This is a genomic window from Streptomyces sp. NPDC002817 (genome assembly GCF_053592055.1).
In genome coordinates this window covers 123,486-142,237 of the sequence record NZ_JBSFUY010000006.1, presented here as the reverse complement: position 1 = coordinate 142,237, position 18,752 = coordinate 123,486, and the positions used below count along the sequence as shown (strand labels likewise).

The 18,752-nt window shown below is 73.3% G+C and carries 17 protein-coding genes; 7 read left to right on the top strand and 10 right to left on the bottom strand.

Annotated elements, in window-relative coordinates; all coding sequences use genetic code 11:
• The first annotated feature begins 40 nt into the window (after positions 1-40).
• The 3 genes from ACWD3I_RS14125 to ACWD3I_RS14115 all read left to right on the top strand — a co-directional run bounded on the left by ACWD3I_RS14125 (position 41) and on the right by ACWD3I_RS14115 (position 5,646).
• Positions 41-1,471: an SWIM zinc finger family protein gene (locus ACWD3I_RS14125; RefSeq protein ID WP_365405707.1), complete on the top strand. Its 1,431-nt coding sequence runs from the start codon at positions 41-43 to the stop codon at positions 1,469-1,471.
• Positions 1,468-4,110, top strand: a complete 2,643-nt coding sequence (locus ACWD3I_RS14120) for a DUF7824 domain-containing protein (protein ID WP_451084093.1) — start codon at positions 1,468-1,470, stop codon at positions 4,108-4,110. Before ACWD3I_RS14125 ends, ACWD3I_RS14120 begins: the two co-directional genes overlap by 4 nt.
• 141 nt (positions 4,111-4,251) lie before the next feature.
• Positions 4,252-5,646 carry a GNAT family N-acetyltransferase gene (locus ACWD3I_RS14115; RefSeq protein ID WP_365412788.1) on the top strand — a complete coding sequence of 465 codons (1,395 nt, stop codon included), beginning with the start codon at positions 4,252-4,254 and terminating at the stop codon, positions 5,644-5,646.
• A gap of 3 nt (positions 5,647-5,649) precedes the next feature.
• On the opposite strand, the gene ACWD3I_RS14110 is transcribed toward ACWD3I_RS14115, so the two are convergent.
• Positions 5,650-6,852, bottom strand: coding sequence for a trans-sulfuration enzyme family protein (locus ACWD3I_RS14110; protein ID WP_365412786.1), 1,203 nt, complete (start codon positions 6,850-6,852; stop codon positions 5,650-5,652).
• 60 nt (positions 6,853-6,912) lie between these two features.
• On the opposite strand from ACWD3I_RS14110, the gene ACWD3I_RS14105 reads away from it, so the two are divergent.
• Together ACWD3I_RS14105 and ACWD3I_RS14100 are read left to right on the top strand one after the other, a co-directional pair.
• Positions 6,913-7,404, top strand: coding sequence for an Lrp/AsnC family transcriptional regulator (locus ACWD3I_RS14105; RefSeq protein WP_307033663.1), 492 nt, complete (start codon positions 6,913-6,915; stop codon positions 7,402-7,404).
• Positions 7,405-7,436: 32 nt separating this feature from the next.
• Positions 7,437-9,125: a DUF885 domain-containing protein gene (locus tag ACWD3I_RS14100; protein ID WP_365412784.1), complete on the top strand. Its 1,689-nt coding sequence runs from the start codon at positions 7,437-7,439 to the stop codon at positions 9,123-9,125.
• A gap of 24 nt (positions 9,126-9,149) precedes the next feature.
• On the opposite strand, the gene ACWD3I_RS14095 is transcribed toward ACWD3I_RS14100, so the two are convergent.
• From ACWD3I_RS14095 to ACWD3I_RS14085, 3 genes are all read right to left on the bottom strand, one after another.
• The gene (locus tag ACWD3I_RS14095) at positions 9,150-9,983 is read right to left on the bottom strand and encodes an SDR family oxidoreductase (protein ID WP_365412782.1); all 834 of its coding nucleotides are present in this window, start codon (positions 9,981-9,983) and stop codon (positions 9,150-9,152) included.
• Positions 9,984-10,024: 41 nt separating this feature from the next.
• A complete protein-coding gene (locus ACWD3I_RS14090; protein ID WP_365412780.1) occupies positions 10,025-10,543 on the bottom strand; it encodes an immunity 21 family protein in 519 nt (172 codons plus the stop codon).
• A 164-nt stretch (positions 10,544-10,707) separates the two neighbouring features.
• The gene (locus ACWD3I_RS14085; protein ID WP_365412778.1) at positions 10,708-11,190 is read right to left on the bottom strand and encodes a rhodanese-like domain-containing protein; all 483 of its coding nucleotides are present in this window, start codon (positions 11,188-11,190) and stop codon (positions 10,708-10,710) included.
• Between the two features lie 135 nt (positions 11,191-11,325).
• Between ACWD3I_RS14085 and ACWD3I_RS14080 the strand changes: the two genes are divergently transcribed.
• Entirely contained in the window at positions 11,326-11,772 is a 447-nt protein-coding gene (locus tag ACWD3I_RS14080) for an Lrp/AsnC family transcriptional regulator (RefSeq protein WP_266895434.1), read from the top strand.
• A gap of 1 nt (position 11,773) precedes the next feature.
• Here ACWD3I_RS14080 and ACWD3I_RS14075 read toward each other — a convergent pair whose 3' ends face one another.
• Genes ACWD3I_RS14075 through ACWD3I_RS14065 form a run of 3 tightly spaced genes read right to left on the bottom strand, consistent with a single transcriptional unit; the run spans position 11,774 to position 16,652 of the window.
• Entirely contained in the window at positions 11,774-14,767 is a 2,994-nt protein-coding gene (locus ACWD3I_RS14075; protein ID WP_365412775.1) for an SMC family ATPase, read from the bottom strand.
• A gap of 34 nt (positions 14,768-14,801) precedes the next feature.
• Positions 14,802-15,974 (bottom strand): exonuclease SbcCD subunit D, encoded by a 1,173-nt coding sequence (locus ACWD3I_RS14070; protein WP_365412773.1) that lies wholly within the window; start codon positions 15,972-15,974, stop codon positions 14,802-14,804.
• A gap of 51 nt (positions 15,975-16,025) precedes the next feature.
• On the bottom strand, positions 16,026-16,652 hold the full coding sequence (locus ACWD3I_RS14065) for a YigZ family protein (protein ID WP_365412771.1): 627 nt from the start codon (positions 16,650-16,652) through the stop codon (positions 16,026-16,028).
• 90 nt (positions 16,653-16,742) lie between these two features.
• On the opposite strand from ACWD3I_RS14065, the gene ACWD3I_RS14060 reads away from it, so the two are divergent.
• The gene (locus ACWD3I_RS14060) at positions 16,743-16,922 is read left to right on the top strand and encodes a hypothetical protein (protein ID WP_365412792.1); all 180 of its coding nucleotides are present in this window, start codon (positions 16,743-16,745) and stop codon (positions 16,920-16,922) included.
• Here ACWD3I_RS14060 and ACWD3I_RS14055 read toward each other — a convergent pair.
• The 3 genes from ACWD3I_RS14055 to ACWD3I_RS14045 form a co-directional block, all read right to left on the bottom strand.
• Positions 16,919-17,224: a DUF6210 family protein gene (locus tag ACWD3I_RS14055; protein WP_365412769.1), complete on the bottom strand. Its 306-nt coding sequence runs from the start codon at positions 17,222-17,224 to the stop codon at positions 16,919-16,921. The two genes, ACWD3I_RS14060 and ACWD3I_RS14055, sit on opposite strands and share 4 nt — an antisense overlap.
• A 123-nt stretch (positions 17,225-17,347) precedes the next feature.
• Complete coding sequence (locus tag ACWD3I_RS14050) at positions 17,348-17,890, bottom strand: SixA phosphatase family protein (RefSeq protein WP_365412767.1); 543 nt, start codon at positions 17,888-17,890, stop codon at positions 17,348-17,350.
• The gene (locus ACWD3I_RS14045) at positions 17,887-18,588 is read right to left on the bottom strand and encodes a hypothetical protein (RefSeq protein WP_451084092.1); all 702 of its coding nucleotides are present in this window, start codon (positions 18,586-18,588) and stop codon (positions 17,887-17,889) included. The genes ACWD3I_RS14050 and ACWD3I_RS14045 overlap by 4 nt, the downstream gene beginning before the upstream one ends.
• Positions 18,589-18,752 lie beyond the last annotated feature (164 nt).

Here is an 18,752-nt window from a genome sequence, read left to right as displayed (position 1 = left end):
GTCAGGGTCGATTGTCAGTGGTCGCCTCTACGGTTTTTCCATGACGCGATCTCTGCAGGCCGTGGCCTATCGCCGACCCTCCGTACTGGAGTCCGCAGCGGGCTCACAGCGCCTGGGGCTCGAGACCTCACGGGGTGCGACGCCCTCGGGCGCCGAGGACCATCCACGGTTCTTCGCGGGCTTCCTGACGTCTCCTCAGGTGGCCTCCGCCGGACTGCTCGCGGTGGCCGACGTCGCGGCCGCGCGCTACTTCCAGCCGCAGCTGCGCGCCTCGCTGGACCCGGTGGTGACGGGCAACGGCGACCGGCTGCGCTTCGAGTCCTTCTCCGGCTGCGGCGGGGTCTACGCCCGCCTCGACGTGCTGGCGCCGGGCCTGGACGGCGGAGAGGTGGGGCACGGCACGACGAACGTCGACGTCAACAACCCGCTGCGCGAGGCGCTCTCGCGGATCGGCGCGGACGACCCGCTCCATCTGCGGGTCGGCCCCGAGGAGCTGGCCGTGACCACGCTCGAAGGCCCGGTCGTGGAGAAGAAGGTGCCCCTCCCCGACCGCTGGCTGCGCGGCTTCGCGGAGGCCCAGGTGATCGCGGCGGGCTTCGACCTGCGGGCCGAGCTGCCCGCCACCGAGGCCGTGCGTTTCCTGCGGGCGCTGCCTCGCGGCGGAGGGCGCGGCACCCCGCGTTGGGTGGTGCCGGCGGGCGGCACGCTGCGGCCGACCACCCGCGCGGTGCCGGGAGCGGTGTGCCTGCCGGGGCCGGAGCGGCTGGTCGCGCTCCAGCGGGTGCTGAGGCACGCCACGGCCCTGCGGGTGTACGGCCCGTCGGTCGCCCCGGGCTCCGGCAGCGCCGCCACGGCCGGCGCCTGGGAGGCCGTCCTGCCGGGCATGCGGCTCACCCTGACGCTGTCGCCCGACGCCTCACGCGGCTTCTCCGGGGAGGGCGGTGTCCTCGACGCGCTGGCCACCGACGAGGCCGCGGAGGACGCCGAGCTGATCTCGGTGCTCCTGGCATGGGAGCCCCGCGTCGACATCGCCGATCTCGCCGCCTCGGCGGGACTCACGGCCGACCGGGTCCGGGCGGCCCTGGTCCGCCTGGGCACCTCGGGGCGCGTCGGGTACGACACCGCGGAGGCGGCCTACTTCCACCGGGAGCTGCCCTACGACGCCGAGCGCGTGGAGCGCCACAACCCGCGGCTGCGGTCGGCCCGGGCGCTGGTGGCGGCGGGCGCGGTCGCCCTGGACGGCACGGGCGGCACGGGCGGCACGGGCGGCACGGGCGGCACGGTCACGGCCGAGGACGGGCATGTGCACCGGGTGCGGGACGAGGCGGGGGTGCTCAGCTGCAGTTGTCTGTGGTGGGCGAAGTACCGGGGCGGGCGCGGGCCGTGCAAGCACGCGCTGGCGGTGCGCATGGTGCGGCGGGGTGCCGCGGTGGGGCAGGAGACGGTTCGGGTCGACGGGGGTGTGCGATGAGCGAGCTCATCGATGCGGTGCGGGGCGGGCGGACGGCCGAGGTGCTGGGTCTGCTGGACGGCATGACGGACGCGGAACGGCGGGCGGTCTTCCCCGAGTTGAAGGAGCTGCGCAAGGAGCTCCGGGCGGATCGCTGGGGCGCGGCCACGCGGCGTGCGCACCCCGCCCTGCACGTGGCGGGCGCGGCCTGCCAGACCGGTGCGGCGGCGGTGGCGAGCTGGCTCGGGGCCTCCGACATGAGCTGGTGGCAGGCGCAGCCGGCGGTGCTGATCGATGTGCTGGGCGACCGTGATCCCGCATGGCTGGCGGACGTGGCGCACCGGCTGGCACAGCGTCCGGCCGGTGCCGATGTGGCGTACGAGCTGATGTCCGGCCTGGTGCGACTCTCGGGCTGTCCGGTGCCGACGACGGACGCGTACGTCCGGGGCTGGCTGCTCCACATCGGCACCACCTGGCATCGCGAGGGCACCGTGCAGGACCGCCTGCGTCGGGAGCCGCATCTCGCGCAGCTGGTGGCGGCCGTCTTCGAGACGGACGACATGGGCTCCCTGCTGGGGTGGTTGTCCGGTGACGGGCCGAACAGCTGGACCGAGGCTCTGGCCGGGCTCACGGCCGAGGGCACGCTCGACCGGCGGACGATGGTCGACGCGTGTGTCGCCCGGCTCCTGCGGGGCGGCCGGCCCGCCGATCACCGGGTGTTCCTCCGCCTCCTCAGGACACTGGACCTCACTCGCGACGAAGAGCGCGAACGGACGGCGGACTGGCTCGCCCTCGCCGCGGACGCCACGTCGACCGTCGCGTCGCACGCACAGTCGGTGCTGGGCGCGCTGGCCCAGGACGGCGGCCTGCCCGTGCGCCGGCTCGCCGAGATGTCGGGCGCGGTGCTGTTCCGTACGGAGAAGAAGCTGGTGCGGGCCCAGCTCGTCCTGCTGGGCAAGGCACTCGCGCGGGACGCCGGCGCGGTCGACGAGCTGCTGCCGGCCGCCGCCCAGGCGTTCGGGCACGAGGACTCGGATGTGCAGGAGCGGGCGCTGAAGCTGGTCGAACGGCATGTCGGGAAGGCCGGCGCCGCGGTGCGGGAGGAACTGGGCGGCGCGGCGGAGCAGTTGATCCCGGCGTTGCGCGCCCGGGCGGTCGCCATGCTGGGTACCGCACCGGCGGCACCGCAGACCGTGGTCCACGAGGAGGTGCTGCCACCGGTCCCGGAGCCGGTGCGCGTCGCGCCTGCGCCCGAGTCGGCCGCCGAACTCGCCGAAGAGGTCGGGGCGTGGCTGGCGTCCGGAGGGGATGTGGCGACGTTCGAGCGGACCCTGGACGGGCTCGTGCGCCATGCCCACCAGGACCGGGAGTCCCTGATCGAGGCGCTCGGCCCGGTGGTGGCACGCCTGTGGTGGGTCGTCGGCGACCCCGGGCATGAGCGGCAGTACGCCTTCGGCGGCCGTCTGTCCTCCCTCGAAGTGGTGCTGGCGACGCTGCTGGGCAAGGTGCGTACAGACACGCTCCACGCCGCGGTCCAGCACGGGACGTCGGCGCACGCCTGCGTACACAGCCCGTTGGCTCAGGCCTTCAACGCCCGCGTCGCGGAGGTCGCGTACCGGATCGCCACCGAGCCGCTGCCCTTCCTGCTGTCCGCACCCACCTGGAGCACGGGTCTGCTGGAGCCCGACGAGCTGGTGGCCCGCCTCGACGAGTACCGGCGCCTCGGTGCGCGGGTGTCGGCGGCGGACTTCGACCACGCCCTGCTCCGCGTGCGCCGCACCGACGAGTCGGCAGCCGCGGCGGCGGCCGAGAAGGCGGCAGGGCTCGGCACGTCGCAGGGGAAGCGCCTGGCCCGGTGGCTCGCCTCGGGGCCGCCGGCGCTGCCCACGTACCGGCGGCGGACCGCGGGAGCGCGCCTACTGGTCGAGCTCGGTGAACTCCCGGAGCTGCAGGACGACTTCGGCCGCGAGTTCCGTCACCTGGGCCGGCCGGTGAGTGTGTACAAGGACCGCTGGCACTGCTACCACTGGGACGACACCCCTCGTCAGCACTGGCTCGCCCTGCTCCCCGAGCACCGCGAACTCATCGCGGCCCGCGTCCTGCGCGACATCTCGACGGTCGCCGTCGACGACACCCGAGGAGCCGCCGCCATACTTCCGCTGCTCGCCGAGTCCGGCGGCGAGGCGGGTGACGCCGTGCATCTGTGCCTGGCGTACGGGCTCGGGGCCCGGCACGAGGAGGATCGACTCGCCACCGTGGACGCCCTGCTGGTGCTCGCGGCGCGGGGCCAGCTCGACACATCTCTGCTGGGCGCGGACCTCGGGCAGCTGGTGCGTCGCGGGGCCGTGAAGCCGTTGCGGCTGACGGAGTCGGTGCGAGCGGCGGCGGCGACCGGGGCGAACGCCACCATCTGGGGGCTGCTGCGGCACACCCTGCCCGTGCTGCTCGCCGACCTCGCCACCGGCGGGCCGGACGGCCAGGCAGCGAAGGTCCGGGGCCTCGGTGAACTGCTCGCCGTGGCCGCGGAGTGCGCCGAGCGGTCCGGGGCACGGGGGGAGCTGCCGCATCTGGCACGGACCGCGGACCGGCGTGGCTCGTCCCGACTGGTCACGCAGGCCCGGCGGTTGCACAGCGCGCTGGCTCTGGAGGTGGCCGCTTGACGTTCACCCCCATGCACCGTCTGCCGCAACACAAACGTAAGAACAGCCACAAATGGTGCATATCTAGTCTTTACCGCCCGGTCACAAAGCGTTCGTGATCACGCAACACCGTTCCTTCACAGTGGCTGTATGAAACGAGAAATGTCTGATGTGACGCGTGCGAGGCATGGTCGTCCGGTCCACCACTGGCGGCGGGACGTCATCGAACTCGCCGCACTCTTCACCGCGGTCGCGGTGGCGGACGCCGTCGCGAATCTGGTCGGACACGGCCCCGACGGTCCGGTGCTGCTGTTGATCTCGGCGGTCGCGCTGGTCGCCACGGCGGCGTTCCACACATGGTGGGCACGACACCACGGTCACGCACCGCCGGTCGGTGATACCGATACCGACGCCCGGCCGCTCCCCCCGGAGCAGGCCGGGCCGTCCGAGCAGTCACCGGCCGAGGCCGGGGCGAGCACGCTGTGGCGGATGCGGACGACGGTGAAGGACGAGCCGGGATCGCTGGCCGCGCTGTGCACGGCGCTCGCCGGTCACCGGGTCGACATCCTCAGCCTGCAGACGCATCCGCTGGCCGAGGGCACGGTGGACGAGTTCCTGCTGCGGGCGCCCGGTGCGCTCGAGGCGTCCGCCATCACCCGGGCGGTCTCGCTGGCCGGCGGTGCCGGTACCTGGATCGAGCGGGCCGACGCCCATGACCTGGTCGACGCACCGACCCGGGTGCTCGGCCTCGCGACCCGTACCGCGCTGGACGCGGCGGAACTTCCGCTGACGCTGCGGCAGTTGCTGGGCCGGTGCACGATCCGGCAGTCACCCGCGGGTGCGGGGCCCGAGACCGTGCCCACCGAGGGCGCGCTCGAGGACACCGTGATGAGGCTGCGGGCGCCGGAAGGCGGAGTGATCACCGTGGAGCGGCCCTATCTGCCGTTCACCCCGACCGAGTTCGCGCGGGCGCGGGCCCTGGTGGAGCTGGACGCGGTGCTCGGACCCCGGGTGCCTCGCAGCGAGGACGTACTGACGCTGCCCGAGGGCAACGACATCACCGTGCGCCGGGCCGACGTCGGCGACCTGGAAGCGGCGAAGGCGATGCACGAGCGCTGCTCGCAGCGGACGTTGTCGCTGCGGTATCACGGGCCGATGGCCGACGCGGACCGGTACTTGAACCACCTGCTCAGTCCGCGCTTCGGTCGGACCGTGGCCGTTCAGACGACGTCGGGTCGGCTGGTCGGCCTGGGTCATCTGCTGTGGGACGGGGACGAGACGGAGGTCGCGCTGCTGGTCGAGGACGAGTGGCAGCGGCGCGGTATCGGTGCGGAGTTGCTCCGCAGGTTGGTGGGGATGGCTCTTGAGGCCGGGTGCGAGAGTGTGTACGCCGTGACGCAGGCGTCCAACACGGGGATGGTCGCGGCGATGCGAGGGCTGGGGCTCCCCCTCGACTATCAGATCGAGGAGGGGACCCTGGTGATCACTGCGCGGCTGGACGGGGTCGCCGCCCTGGTCGAGGGGGCCATGGAGGTTTCGAGCGCCGAAGCGCCGTAGGGCCTAGGAAGCGCTGGCGACTGCGGGTGTGTCGTGGCTGGTCGCGCAGTTCCCCGCACCCCTGAGCGGCGTCCTGCCCAGCGCGTTGTTCAGATCCGTCCAGAGGTCCTCCACGTCCTCCAGGCCTACCGACATGCGCAGCAGGCCGTCGCTCACCCCCGCGTTCCGTCGGTCGCCCTCGTTCACGATGCGGTGGCTGATGGACGCCGGGTGCTGGATCAATGTGTCCACGCTGCCCAGGCTCACCGCCGGGGTGATCAGGCGGACGCCCGCGATCACCTCGTGCGGGTCGCCGTGGACCTCGAAGGCGATCATCGCGCCGCCGATGCGCGGGTAGTGGACCCGGGCGATCCGGGGGTCGGCGGCGAGGCGGCGGGCCAGTTCGGCGGCGTTGGCGGAGGCGGCGCGGACGCGGACCGGCAGGGTGGAGAGGCCCCGCAGCAGCAGATATCCGGCCAGCGGGTGCAGTACGCCCCCCGTGGCGAAACGGACCTGCCGCAGCCGTCCGGCGAACTCCTCGTCACAGGCCACCACCCCCGCCATCACGTCACCGTGCCCGCCGAGGTACTTGGTGGCGCTGTGCAGCACCAACCGTGCGCCCTGCTCCACGGGGCGCTGGAGCACGGGCGTGGCGAAGGTGTTGTCCGCGAGCAGCGGGACCGAGCCGCAGGCATGGGCCACCGCCCGCAGATCCACCTCGGCCAGTGTGGGGTTCGCCGGGGACTCCACCATGACCAGGCCGGTGTCGGGGCGCAGCGCGTCCGCGATGCCCGCCGGGTCGGTCCAGGTCACCTCGGAGCCGAGGAGTCCGGCGGTGAGCAGGTGGTCGCTGCAGCCGTACAGGGGGCGGACGGCGACGACATGGCGCAGGCCGAGGGAGGCCCGTACGAGAAGTACCGCGCTCAGCGCGGCCATACCGCTGGCGAAGGCCACCGCGGACCCGGTGCCCTCCAGACGGGCCAGGGCCGTCTCGAAGCGGGCGACGGTCGGGTTGCCCAGACGGCCGTAGACGGGCGGGCCGTCCGGGTCGGCGCCGGTGGTGGCGAAGGCGTCGATACGGGCGGCCTCGCCTCGGCTGTCGTACGAGGGGTAGGTGGTCGACAGATCGATGGGCGGGGCGTGCAGTCCCTGCCGGGCGAGGTCGTCGCGGCCGGCGTGAACGGCTTCGGTGGCCAGGGCTCTCATGGGCACAGGCGTCGTCTCCATGCGGGCAAGGGTGAACACCGACCGGGGTAATGGATTCGAACACCGTGCTACGTTCGGCCAATGGCCGAATCTGTCGTACTGGATCCGGTGGACCTTCATCTTCTGCGGCTGCTGCAGAACGACGCCCGGACCACCTATCGCGACCTCGCCGCCCAGGTGGGGGTCGCGGCGTCGACCTGTCTGGACCGGGTGACCCGGCTGCGGCGCGCCGGCGTGATCCTCGGCCATCAGCTGCGGCTGGACCCGACGAAGCTGGGGCGCGGCCTGGAAGCGCTGCTGTCCGTGCAGGTCAGGCCGCATCGGCGGGAGTTGGTGGGGCCGTTCGTGGAGCGCATCCGGGCGCTGCCGGAGTCGCGGACCGTTTTCCATCTGACCGGCCCGGACGACTATCTGGTCCATGTCGCGGTGGCGGACATGACGGATCTGCAGCGGCTGGTCCTGGACGAGTTCACCGCTCATCGTGAAGTGGCCCGGGTGGAGACGCGGCTGATCTTCCAGCAGTGGGACTGCGGACCGCTGCTGCCGCCTACGCCCTCGGCTCAATCCGCGTGACGTGCGCGGCCCCTCGTATGAGGATGGACCGCATGTCAGAGACCAAGAGCCCGCTGCCCCGTGAGGTCGCCGACACCTACGTCGACGACCTCATCGCCCTCGATCCGATCACCGGTACGTACCTCGGCGTGAAGGAGAGTTCGAGCAGGCTGCCCGACACCTCGCCGGCGGGCCAGGAGGCGCTCGCGCAGTTGCAGCGGGCCACGCTCGCCAGGCTCGACGAGGCCGAACGGCAGCCCGGTGCGGACAGTGACATCGAGCGCCGCTGCGCCCGGCTGCTGCGCGAGCGGCTGACCGCGGAGCTCGCCGTGCACCAGGCGGACGAGGGGCTGCGCTCGGTCGGCAACATGGCGACGGCGGCGCATTCGGTGCGCGAGGTGTTCACCGTGACGCCGAACCAGAGCGAGGAGGACTGGGCGGCGATCGCCGAGCGGCTGCGGGCCGTGCCGGCCGCGTACGCCGGGTACCGCGAGTCCCTCGCGCTCGGTCTGGAACGCAAGCTGTACGCGTCCCCGCGCCCCACGGCCACCTTCGTCGAGCAGCTCACCGAGTGGGCGGACACGGGTGAGGGCCGCGGCTGGTTCGAGGACTTCGCGGCGGACGGTCCCGAGGCCCTGCGCGCCGATCTCGACGAGGCCGCCCGCGCCGCGACCGCCTCCGTGGCCGAGCTGCGGGACTGGATGCGGGACGTGTACGTGCCGGCGATCGAGGGCGCGCCGAACACGGTGGGCCGTGAGCGCTACGCCCACTGGTCGCGTTACTTCAACGGCACGGACCTCGACCTGGACGAGGCGTACGCGTACGGCTGGTCCGAGTACCACCGGCTGCTCGGTGAGATGAAGAAGGAGGCCGAGAAGATCCTCCCCGGCGCCGAGACGCCGTGGGCGGCGCTCGCACACCTCGACGAGCACGGCAAGCACATCGAGGGCGTCGACGAGGTCCGGGACTGGCTCCAGGCTCTGATGACCCAGGCGATCGAGTCGCTGGACGGCACCCACTTCGAACTGGCCGAGCGGGTACGGAAGGTGGAGTCCTGCATCGCGCCGCCCGGCGGCGCGGCGGCCCCGTACTACACGCCCCCGTCGGAGGACTTCTCGCGCCCGGGCCGCACCTGGCTGCCGACGATGGGCCAGACCCGCTTCCCGGCGTACGACCTGGTGTCGACCTGGTACCACGAGGGCGTCCCGGGCCATCACCTCCAGCTCGCGCAGTGGGTGCACGTCGCCGACAGCCTCTCCCGTTACCAGGCCACGGTCGGCATCGTCAGTGCCAACGCCGAGGGCTGGGCGCTGTACGCGGAACGGCTGATGGACGAGCTCGGGTTCCTCACGGACGCGGAGCAGCGGCTCGGCTATCTCGACGCGCAGATGATGCGGGCCGCGCGGGTCATCGTGGACATCGGGATGCATCTGGAGCTGGAGATCCCGGCCGACTCGCCGTTCCACCCGGGCGAGCGGTGGACCCCGGATCTGGCGCAGGAGTTCTTCGGGGCGCACAGCAGCCGTCCTGCGGACTTCGTGGAGAGCGAGCTGACCCGCTATCTGACGATCCCGGGGCAGGCGATCGGCTACAAGCTGGGCGAGCGGGCCTGGCTGCTGGGCCGGGAGAACGCGCAGCGCCGCCAAGGCGACGCCTTCGACCTCAAGGCGTGGCACATGGCGGCGCTCTCGCAGGGCTCCCTCGGCCTCGACGACCTGGTGGACGAGCTCTCCGCGCTCTGAGCCCGTGCGGGAACCCGCTCGGAGTCAGCGCCGGAATCCGCCCTCCGAGTCGATCACCTGCCCGGTGACCCAGCCCGCCTCGTCCGTCGCCAGCCAGGCGATGAGGCGGGCGGGATCGTCCGGCATGCCCCAGCGGCCAGCGGGGAAGCGGGCCGCGACGGCCTCGTACACCTCGCCGGTCAGGTAATCGGTGTCCACGGGGCCGGGGTTGACGGTGTTGATGGTGATCATGTCGGCAACGAGGGCGGTCGACAGCGAGCGGGTGACGGAGGCCAGGGCGCCCTTCTGGAGGGCGTAGGCGATCTCGCCCGGCATGCCGCCGGCGATGTCCTGGCCGGATGTCATCATCACGATCCGGCCGCCCGGGGTGTCCGAGCGGTGCCGGGCGTAGGCCTGCACGAGCAGCAGCACCGAGCGGGTGTCGACCGCCCAGTGCGCGTCGAGCATGGTCGCGTCGATCTCGTCGAGGGTGCCGTCACTGCCGCTGAGGGCGTGGTTGGCGACCAGGATGTCGAGGCGGCCGCCGAGCGCGGAGACGGCGGTGTCGATCAGTTCGGCGGGTGCGGCCGGGTCGGACAGGTCACCGGGGCCCGCTTCGACCCGGGCCCGCGGATCGCCCAGTGCCGCGCGCACGGAGGCCAGGACGTCCTCGGGGCGGTCGGCGCCCCACGGCTGGGCGGCGTCGTGCGGCACATGGTGGTGCAGATAGACGCTCGCGCCGTACGCGGCCAGCCGTCGGGCGACCGCGTGCCCGATGCCGCCGCGTCTGCTGGCGCCGGTGACCAGGGCGGTGCGACCGCGCAGGGGCAGGGGGTCACGGCGGAGGTCTTCGGGGGCGGGGTGCGGGAGTCGGGGCATGGAGGACCATGATGGTCAGGGCGCCCCTGGGGCGCACGTGGTTATCCGTTGGCCAGGGGCCTCAGTTGTACGAGTCCCAGCCAGGTCTCCGGACCGGGCCGCACATGCGCCGCACGCACCGCGTAACGGCCGGGGTCCAGCGCGATCCACACGTGATCGGTGCGCAGCGAGTCGTTCCCGGGCCACGCGGCGTCGAACAGCAGCACCGGCCCTGGCACGTTCCAGGCGACCTCGGGCCCCCACACGGCGCTGTCGAGCGCTGCCGGCACCTCGGCCAGCAGCCGCTCCTCGGACTCCCCCGCGGACCACCGTACGAAGATGCCGTGGTCCGGCAGATACGTGGTGGAGGCGGGCTCGTCGCCGAGCACGAGCGCCGCGCTGTCCCCGACGGGCAGCAGCCCGACGTATCCGTCCACCTCGCAGGCCCGGTCGTAGTCCGAGGCCAGTTCGTCGCCGTCGGCGCCCGCCCAGAACGGAAGCACCGTCTCCGGCACCGCTATCAGCGGCCCGCCGCCCGACTCGACCCACTCCGCCGCGCCCGGCTCCGCGTATCGCACCATGGCGCGGAATCTACCGCGTGCATGACAGCTCATGTCGGCGGATACCAAAAAACGGAACATCGGATTCAGCTATGGCGTCGCTCCACGAAGCGTCCGGTTCAGCAGCACGGACCCACGGCGTAACGCCAGGCCCAGCAACATGACCCTCCGGCGGAGCGCCAGCCTCAGCACCCGCAGCTCTCCGCGCCCACCGGCGCCGTCAGCGGGTCGGCGTCCCGGCGCTCCGCGCCCTCCCAGGTCTCGAACTCGAAGCCCTCGCGCGCCCAGTACTCGAAGCCTCCGAGCATCTCCTTGACCTGGTAGCCGAGTTCGGCGAGGGCGAGGGCCGAGCGGGTGGCGCCGTTGCAGCCCGGGCCCCAGCAGTACGTCACGACCGGCACGTTCCTGTCGAGGAGCCGCTCGGCCTGCTCGGGGACGAGCGCGGTCGGCAGGTGGACGGCGCCCGGGATGTGTCCCTGGTCCCAGGCCTCGGTGGAACGGGAGTCGAGGACGACGAAGCCGGGGTCGCCGTCGGCGGCGAGGGCGGCGGCGACGTCGGACACGTCGGCGTGGAAGACGAGGCTCGCACGGAAGTAGGCGGCGGCCTCGGCCGGAGCCGCGGGGGCGACACGCAGGACGGGGTTGACGACGGCGGTGCTGGTGCTCATGCTCTGGCCTCTCCCTGGCGGTTCTCGTGGGGTAGCTCCACGACCGGAAATCTACGGCCGCTGATCATGATTCAGAAGTGCCGATCCCCGGCCTTCGGCTTGATCGGCCGGTGAATCCCCTGCTATCTCTCGGTCATGACCGCGTTTTCCCCGGACGCCACCGACTGGCGCATTCTCGAAGTCCTCCAGCGGGAGGGCCGGGCCAGCTTCGCCGAGCTCGCCCGTGCCGTCTCCATGTCCCCGAGCGCGGTGACCGAGCGGGTGCGCCGGCTGGAGGAGGCGGGGGTGATCCAGGGGTACTCCGCGGTGGTCGACCCGGACCGGCTGGGGCTGCCGATCCTGGCGTTCGTGCGGCTGCGGTACCCGAACGGCAACTACAAGCCGTTCCACGACCTCGTCGAGGTGACGCCGGAGATCCTGGAGGCCCACCACGTCACGGGCGACGACTGCTTCGTCATCAAGGTCGCCGCCCGCTCGATGCGGCATCTGGAGGAGGTGTCGGGCAAGATCGGCTCGCTGGGCTCGGTGACCACGAGCGTCGTCTACTCCTCGCCGCTCCCCCGCCGCCCGCTGGGCCGCTGACTCACCCCGCGCCGCGCTGCCGCAGCGCCGACCCGGCCCGCCCCTTCACGACCTCCAGCTGCGCGTGGATGCGACGCCGCAGGTCCGCGACATGGCTCACGATGCCGACGCTGCGGTCACGTTCGCGCAGGGAGTCGAGGACGTCGAGGACCTCGTCGAGGGTCTGGTCGTCGAGGCTGCCGAACCCCTCGTCGATGAAGAGGGTGTCCAGGCGGACCCCGCCGGCCTCGTCGGTGACGACGTCCGCGAGCCCGAGGGCGAGGGCGAGCGAGGCGAAGAACGTCTCGCCGCCGGACAGCGTGGCGGTGTCCCGCTCACGGCCGGTCCAGGCGTCGACGACATGCAGCCCGAGCCCGCTGCGGCCGCGCCCTGCCCGGTCGTCGGAGTGGACAAGGGTGTAGCGACCGGAGGACATCCGCAGCAGCCGTACGGTCGCGGCGGCGGCGACCTGCTCCAGGCGGGCCGCCAGGACGTACGACTCCAGGCGCATCTTGCGCTCGTTGTCCGCCGAGGTGCCCGCGGCGAGCGAGGCGAGGCGGGCGACGCGGTCGTACTCCTCGCGCAGCGGTGCGAGCCGTCGCACCGAGCCGGTCGCGCGCGCGGAGAGCCGGTCGAGGTCGGTGCAGCGCCGGGCGGCGGCGTCGCGCGCGGAGGCGGCGTCGCGCACCCGCTGGGCCGCGAGGGAGGCGTCCCGCTCCGCCGACGCGAGGTCGGCAGACGGTTGCCGGGCGGCGTCCACGGTCTCGGGTTCCGCGAGGACGGCCCGCACGGCGGACTCCTCGGACTGCCAGGCGTCCAGCCGGCGTTGGAGGTCACGGTGGGCGTCGTCGTCGAGGAGGGCGTCGGCCGCGGCCTGCGGTGTGTCGAAGCCGGCCCGGAAGGCGGCGTCGGCGAGCCGGGCGTCGGCGTCCTTGAGCCGCTGGGCGGTGTCCTCGGCGGCGCGGGCGGCGTCGGCGGCGTCGGTGAGCAGGGCGGTCTGCCGCTCCAGCTGCGCGGCCCGCGCGGCCACGCTGTCGGCGGGCCCGCGCGCCTGGGTCAACTCCTCCTGCAGCAGGGCCCGTTCCTGGTCCAACCGCTCCCGGTGCCCCACCCGCGAGGCCGCCCGGACCTCGGCCTGCTGCCGTGCGGTGGTCCGCTGCTCGTGCTCGACCCCGGCACGGCGGAGCTCCTCGCGCGCGGGATGCAGGTCCGAGGCGTCCCGGTGAGCCTGGGCGTACAGCCGCTCCAACTCCTCCGATGTCGAGGCGAGTTGACCGGTGGGGGTGTCCCCCGCCTCCGCCGTGGCGGCGGCCAGCGCCTCGCGTACGGTGCCCAGGCGCCGTTCCTGCTCGACGTGCCGTTCGTCCGCCTGCTGGTAGGCGGCCAGCGCGCGCTCCTCGGCCTCCCGGTCGACGTGCCCGGCGTCCTTGCGGGCCGGGGCCGGGTGGTCGGTCGAACCGCAGACGGCACAGGGTTCACCGTCCGCGAGTTGCGCGGCGAGCTCGGCGGCGATGCCGTTCAGACGCTGTTCCCTGACGTCGAGCCAGCGCGCCTTGGCCGCGAGCGCGTCCTCCTGGGCGAGGCGTACCCGATCGGCGATCGTGTCCGTGTCGCCGGCCAACTGGTCCCGCATCCGTGCGGCGTTGAGCCGCTTCTGCGCGGGCTCGCGCTGCGCGCCGAGCTGCTCGGCCCGCGTCGCGGCCTCCTGCGCGGAGTCGATGCGGGACTGAAGCCCGGCGCGGATCGTCTCCCACCCGGCGAGCCACGCCTCCGCCTCCTGGCGAACGTCCTCGTCCGCACGCTCCTGACGGTCCAGCCCTGCCCGCTCGGCGACGAGTTCGGCCAGCCGCTGCTCGCCGCGCCGCGCCGACTCCAGCCCGCCCAGTTCCTCGGCGGCCCGGCGGGCGGCGGCCACGAGCCCGGCCGCACCGGCGCCCGCGAAGGTCTCCGGCAGCAGGGCACGCGCGCGTGACTGTGCGACCGCCGCTCTGCCGTGCTCGGCGTCGGCGGCCTCCCGCAGCTCCAGGGCGGGTGCCACGGCCTCCGCCTTGCGGGCCCGCTCCATGCGGGCCTGCGCCTGCCGGTAGCCGTCGGAGCGCTCCTCCATGAGTGCGGCCCGGTCCCGCGCCTGTGTGAACCGCTGTTGCAGTCGCGCCAGTTCGCGTACATCGGCCAGGGCGCGTTCGGCGGCGGCCTGGGCGGACTCGGCGGCCGTGAGGCGGCTGTGGGCGATGGTCAGCTGTTCACGGGCGGTGCTGCGGGCGATCGCGGCGGCGCCCATGACGGCGTCGGCGAGGCCCGGCTCACCCGGTGCGGTGTCGGGGAGTCGCATGGCGTCGCCGGCCGCCTGCTGCATGCGATGGGCGTCGGCGAGGAGTTCGGTGTCGCCGTCGCGTACCTGGGTCTCGGTGGCGCGGCGGCGTTCGGCGAGGCGCTTCTCGACCTCGGCGAAGCGGTGGGTGTCGAAGAGCCGGCCCAGCAGCCGGCCGCGCGCCTCGGCGTCGGCGCGCAGGAAGCGGGCGAAGTCGCCCTGGGGCAACAGCACGACCTGGCAGAACTGCTCGCGGCTCATGCCGAGCAGCTGGGTGATCTCCTCGCCGATCTCCTGGTGGGAGCGGCTGAGGTCCTTCCAGGTGCCTGACCGGGCGTCGTACTCGCGCAGCCAGCTCTGGGCCTTGTCCAGGGTGCTGCCCGAACCGCGCTTCTTGGGGCGTGCCCACGGCGGCTGGCGGGTGATCTCCAACCTGCGTTCGGCGACGGTCAGTGCGAGGCGGACCTCGGTGCGGGTCGCGGCAGCGGCGTGGTCGCTGCGCAGGGTCATGCCCTGGCCGGACTGGCGGGCGCCCGGCACGGAGCCGTAGAGCGCGTAGCAGACGGCGTCGAGGACGGAGGTCTTGCCCGCGCCGGTCGGTCCGTGCAGAAGGAAGAGACCGGCGGTCGACAGTGCGTCGAAGTCGACGCTCTGGGAGTCGCCGAAAGGCCCGAACGCGGTGATGTCCAGACGGTGCAGCCTCACCGGGCGCCCTCCCCTGTCTGCGTCGCGCGCGGCGTCACCGCGCCACCTCCCGTACCGCCTCGTCCGCCCGGACCGCGTCGAACGCGTCCCGCAGCACACTCTGTTCGTGTTCGTCGGGCCCCGCGCCGCGCACATGGGCGACGAAGTCCTCGGCGATCTCCTGGTCGCTGCGGTCCGCGAGCCGCTGGGCGTAGGACACGTCGGGGTCGTCCGGGGCCCGCTCGGGGTCGAAGGCGAGGCTGAGGGTGTGCGGGAAGCGCTCGGTAAGCCGGGCCATGGGGTCGGCGGGGCGCACCGCGTCGGTGAGGGTCGCCTCGACCCACGCCTCCTCGTGGCGCGTGAGTTTCGGGTCGGCGAGCAGGTCCTCCAGCGTTCCGCGGATGCGGGCCAGCGCGCGGGGCACCGGGCAGTCGATGCGCTCGGCGCTCACCGCGCCCTCGGCGTCCAGGTCGATCAGCCACATGCTCTTGCGGTGGTCGGCCTCCGAGAAGGAGTACGGCAGCGGGGAGCCGGAGTAGCGCACGCGCTCGGTGATGGTCTGGCAGCCGTGCAGATGTCCCAGCGCCGCGTAGTCGACGCCGTCGAAGACCCCTGCCGGTACGGCGGCCACTCCGCCGACCGTGATGTCCCGCTCGCTGTCGCTGGCCTCGCCGCCGGTGACGAAGGCGTGCGCGAGGACGACGGACCGCGGCTTCTTCTGTCCACGCGCGCGTGCGGCGAGGTCGGCGCGGACACGGTCCATGGCGGCGGCGAGCACCGCCTCGTGACCGGCCTTCTCCACGCCGAACTGGTCCTTCACCAGGGCGGGTTCCAGATACGGCAGCCCGTAGAAGGCCACGTCACCGAAGGCGTCCGCCAGGACCACCGGTGTCCCGCACGCCGCGGGCTCGGTCCGCAGATGGATGCCGGCGCGGTCGATGAGGCCGGCTCCCACGCCCAGTCGACGGGCGGAGTCGTGGTTCCCGGAGATCATCACCGTGGGCACACCGAGGCCGGCCAGCCGGTGCAGGGCGTCGTCGAACAGCTCGACCGCGGCGAGCGGCGGCACCGCCCGGTCGTACACGTCTCCCGACACGACCACGGCGTCCACGCCGTGCTCACGCACGGTGGTGACGAGATGGCCGATGAACTCGGCCTGCGCCCCGAGCATGTTGACCCGGTGGAACGCCCGGCCGAGATGCCAGTCGGAAGTGTGCAGCAGTCGCATGATCCCCGAGACTAACGGCCGGGTCTGACATCACGGGCGGTTACCGGCCTTTCAGGCATCGCCATAAGCCTCTCCACCCAGTTCGAACCCGGCCGTCCCGGCGGTCACGTCCGCGAGCCACGCCTCGAAGGCCGGCACATGGGCGTCCGGCAGCCCGATCTCGATCGTGACCGCCTCGCCGTACCGGACGTCACGGACCTCGCGGCCGGTCGAGCGGAGGTCGTTCTGGAGCTTGCCGGCGCGCTGGTGGTCGACGGTGACCTTGGCGAGGCGGAAGCGGCGGCGGGTGATCGTGCCGAGGACGTCCAGGGCTTCGCCGACCGCTCCGCCGTACGCGCGGATGAGGCCGCCCGCGCCGAGCTTGACGCCGCCGTAGTAGCGGGTGACGACGGCGACGGCGTACCGCATGTCGCGGCGCAGCAGCATCTGGAGCATGGGGACGCCCGCGGTGCCGCCGGGTTCGCCGTCGTCGCTCGCCTTCTGGATCGCGGCGTCGGCGCCGATGACGTAGGCGAAGCAGTTGTGGGTGGCGTCGGCGTGCTCCTTGCGGACGGACGCGATGAAGTCCTGGGCCTCCTGCTCCGTGGCCGCGGGGGCGAGGGCGCACAGGAAGCGGGAGCGGTTGACCTCGGTCTCGTGCACGCCCGCGTGGGCGACTGTGCGGTACTCGTCCGGCATCCGGCCACCCTATGCGGACCGTCTCGGCTCGCCCGACCCGGAGGTGCGGGCGACGATGTGGTGAAGATCGCGCCGCAGGGAGGTCACCGCATGACCGGCACGCAGGCGGAGGGCTCGGAGGGCGATGCCAGGGCCCGTTGCCGGGAGTGGCTGCGGGAAGGGCTGAGCGAGCAGACGGCCCGGCACCCGGGGCCGCACGCCACCCCCGAGGTGGTGCTGCGGCGGGCCGAGCCGGACCCGGAGCGACGGCCCCGGGTGCACGTCGGCTAGTCGGAGTTCTCCCGGACCAGGAAGCCGGGTCCGTCGGGGGTGAGCACCGGGACCCACGCCTCGTCGGCCTCGGCGAGGCGGGACTCGTCCAGGACGAGGGTGCTGGGCCAGGTGTCGTCGCGGTTGGCGGAGCCGTGGAGGCGGACGGCGACCGCCTTCCTGAGCCGGGCCAGGAGCTCCTCCGGCCAGTCCAGGCCGCGCGAACCCCATCCCTTCAGTCCCCGCACGAAGATCTGCTTCAGCTCGTCGTCGAGGTCCCGCCCGAACACAGGGAGCAGATAGCCCTCCTGCTCGTAGGGCACAGGCGTAACCCCCGCCCTGGGCTCCATGGACCACGCCGGTCGGCGCCGCGACGACCACGAACATCCAGCCCTGATCGGTTCCGGTGCCGTCGGGGTCGAGGAAGACGTACCGCTTGGCCTCGGTCACTCCTTCTTGCCCCTCGCCACCGTCATCGCGGTCAGCAGTGCCGTGCCGGGGAGCAGGGCCTCCCACCCGGTGCCGCGCCAGGTCAGCACGGCGATGGCCGCGGTCGGGAACTTCACGTGGACCCGCTCCAGGGTGTCGTCGAGGCCGTCGCCCGCCAGATCGACGACGAGCTCCTCCAGACCGGGGTTGTGGCCGACCAGCAGCAGCGTCTCGACCTCGGCGGGCACCTCGTGCACGACCTCGAGGAGTTCGGCCACGTCGGCACCGTAGAGGCGCCCGTCGTGCCGGACCGGCGGCGGAGTGCCCCACTGGCCGGAGGCGAGGTCCCAGGTCTGACGGGCGCGGACGGCGGTGGAGCACAGCGCGAGGTCGGGCAGGAAGTCGGCCTCGACGACCGCGCGGCCCGCGGCGGGTGCGTCCCGGCGGCCGCGCGGGGCCAGGGGGCGCTGGTGGTCGGGGACGCCCTCGGGCCAGGCGGACTTGGCGTGCCGCAGCACGACCAGGCGGCGCAGCGGGCCCGCTCCGGCACGCGCGATCACGCGAAGGTCCCCAGGTCGCGGGTCAGTTCCAGGCCGAGGAGCCGGTCGGCGTAGGCGTACGTCTCGAAGCGGGCGCCCTCCGGGAGGTCGGAGGTCTCGACCCGGTGCAGGACGCGCAGCACCCCGGGGACGTCCAGATCGTCCTCCCAGGCGGTACACAGCTCTCCGCGCACGTCCTCGGGGACGGGCTTCGACGGTTTGCGCGCCCATGCGGCGACGGCTCGGCGCCAGCGTGCGAGCGTGTCGTGGGCCTCCGACACGGCGGCCGCGTCGAGGCGTACGGGCAGGCCGTGGCGGCTGGACAGGAACGCGAGACGGAGCACACCGGGGTCGGCTCCTTCCGGGGCACCCGCGACCGGCGCGACGGTGACCCGCACCCCGTCGGGTGTCGCCCCGCCCTCGCCGACCACGTGGATGACCTGGGACCCGCCCGTCCCCGGGCCGCTGTCCCGGCCGTCCTCGAAGGGCCGGATGCCGAGGGCCGCCGCACCCGCCCGCAGTTCCGCCCGGTCCTGTTCGGTGCTGAGCAGTGACCAGACGGGTGTGCCGCCGATCTCCAGGGCGCGTGCGAGGACGTCGGCGACGAGCAGCACGCGCAGGGCGGTGCCGTCGTAGCCCGGCACATGTGCCTCGACGCGGGTCGGGCCACGGCGGGCAGGGACGGGGGCGCCGGTTCGGGCGTCGATGATGTGCAGCACGTGGTGAGCGTAGGCGGGGTCGGGGTCGTGCGCAGGCAGGTGGCCCGGATTCCGGTCAGGGTGGCGGAGTCCGACGGCAGGCACGGCACGCGTGACGTGTCCGGACATCGGCCACCCCCTGTGTGCGGACTGCCCGCACGGTACCTCGCGACCGGTCGGCCGAA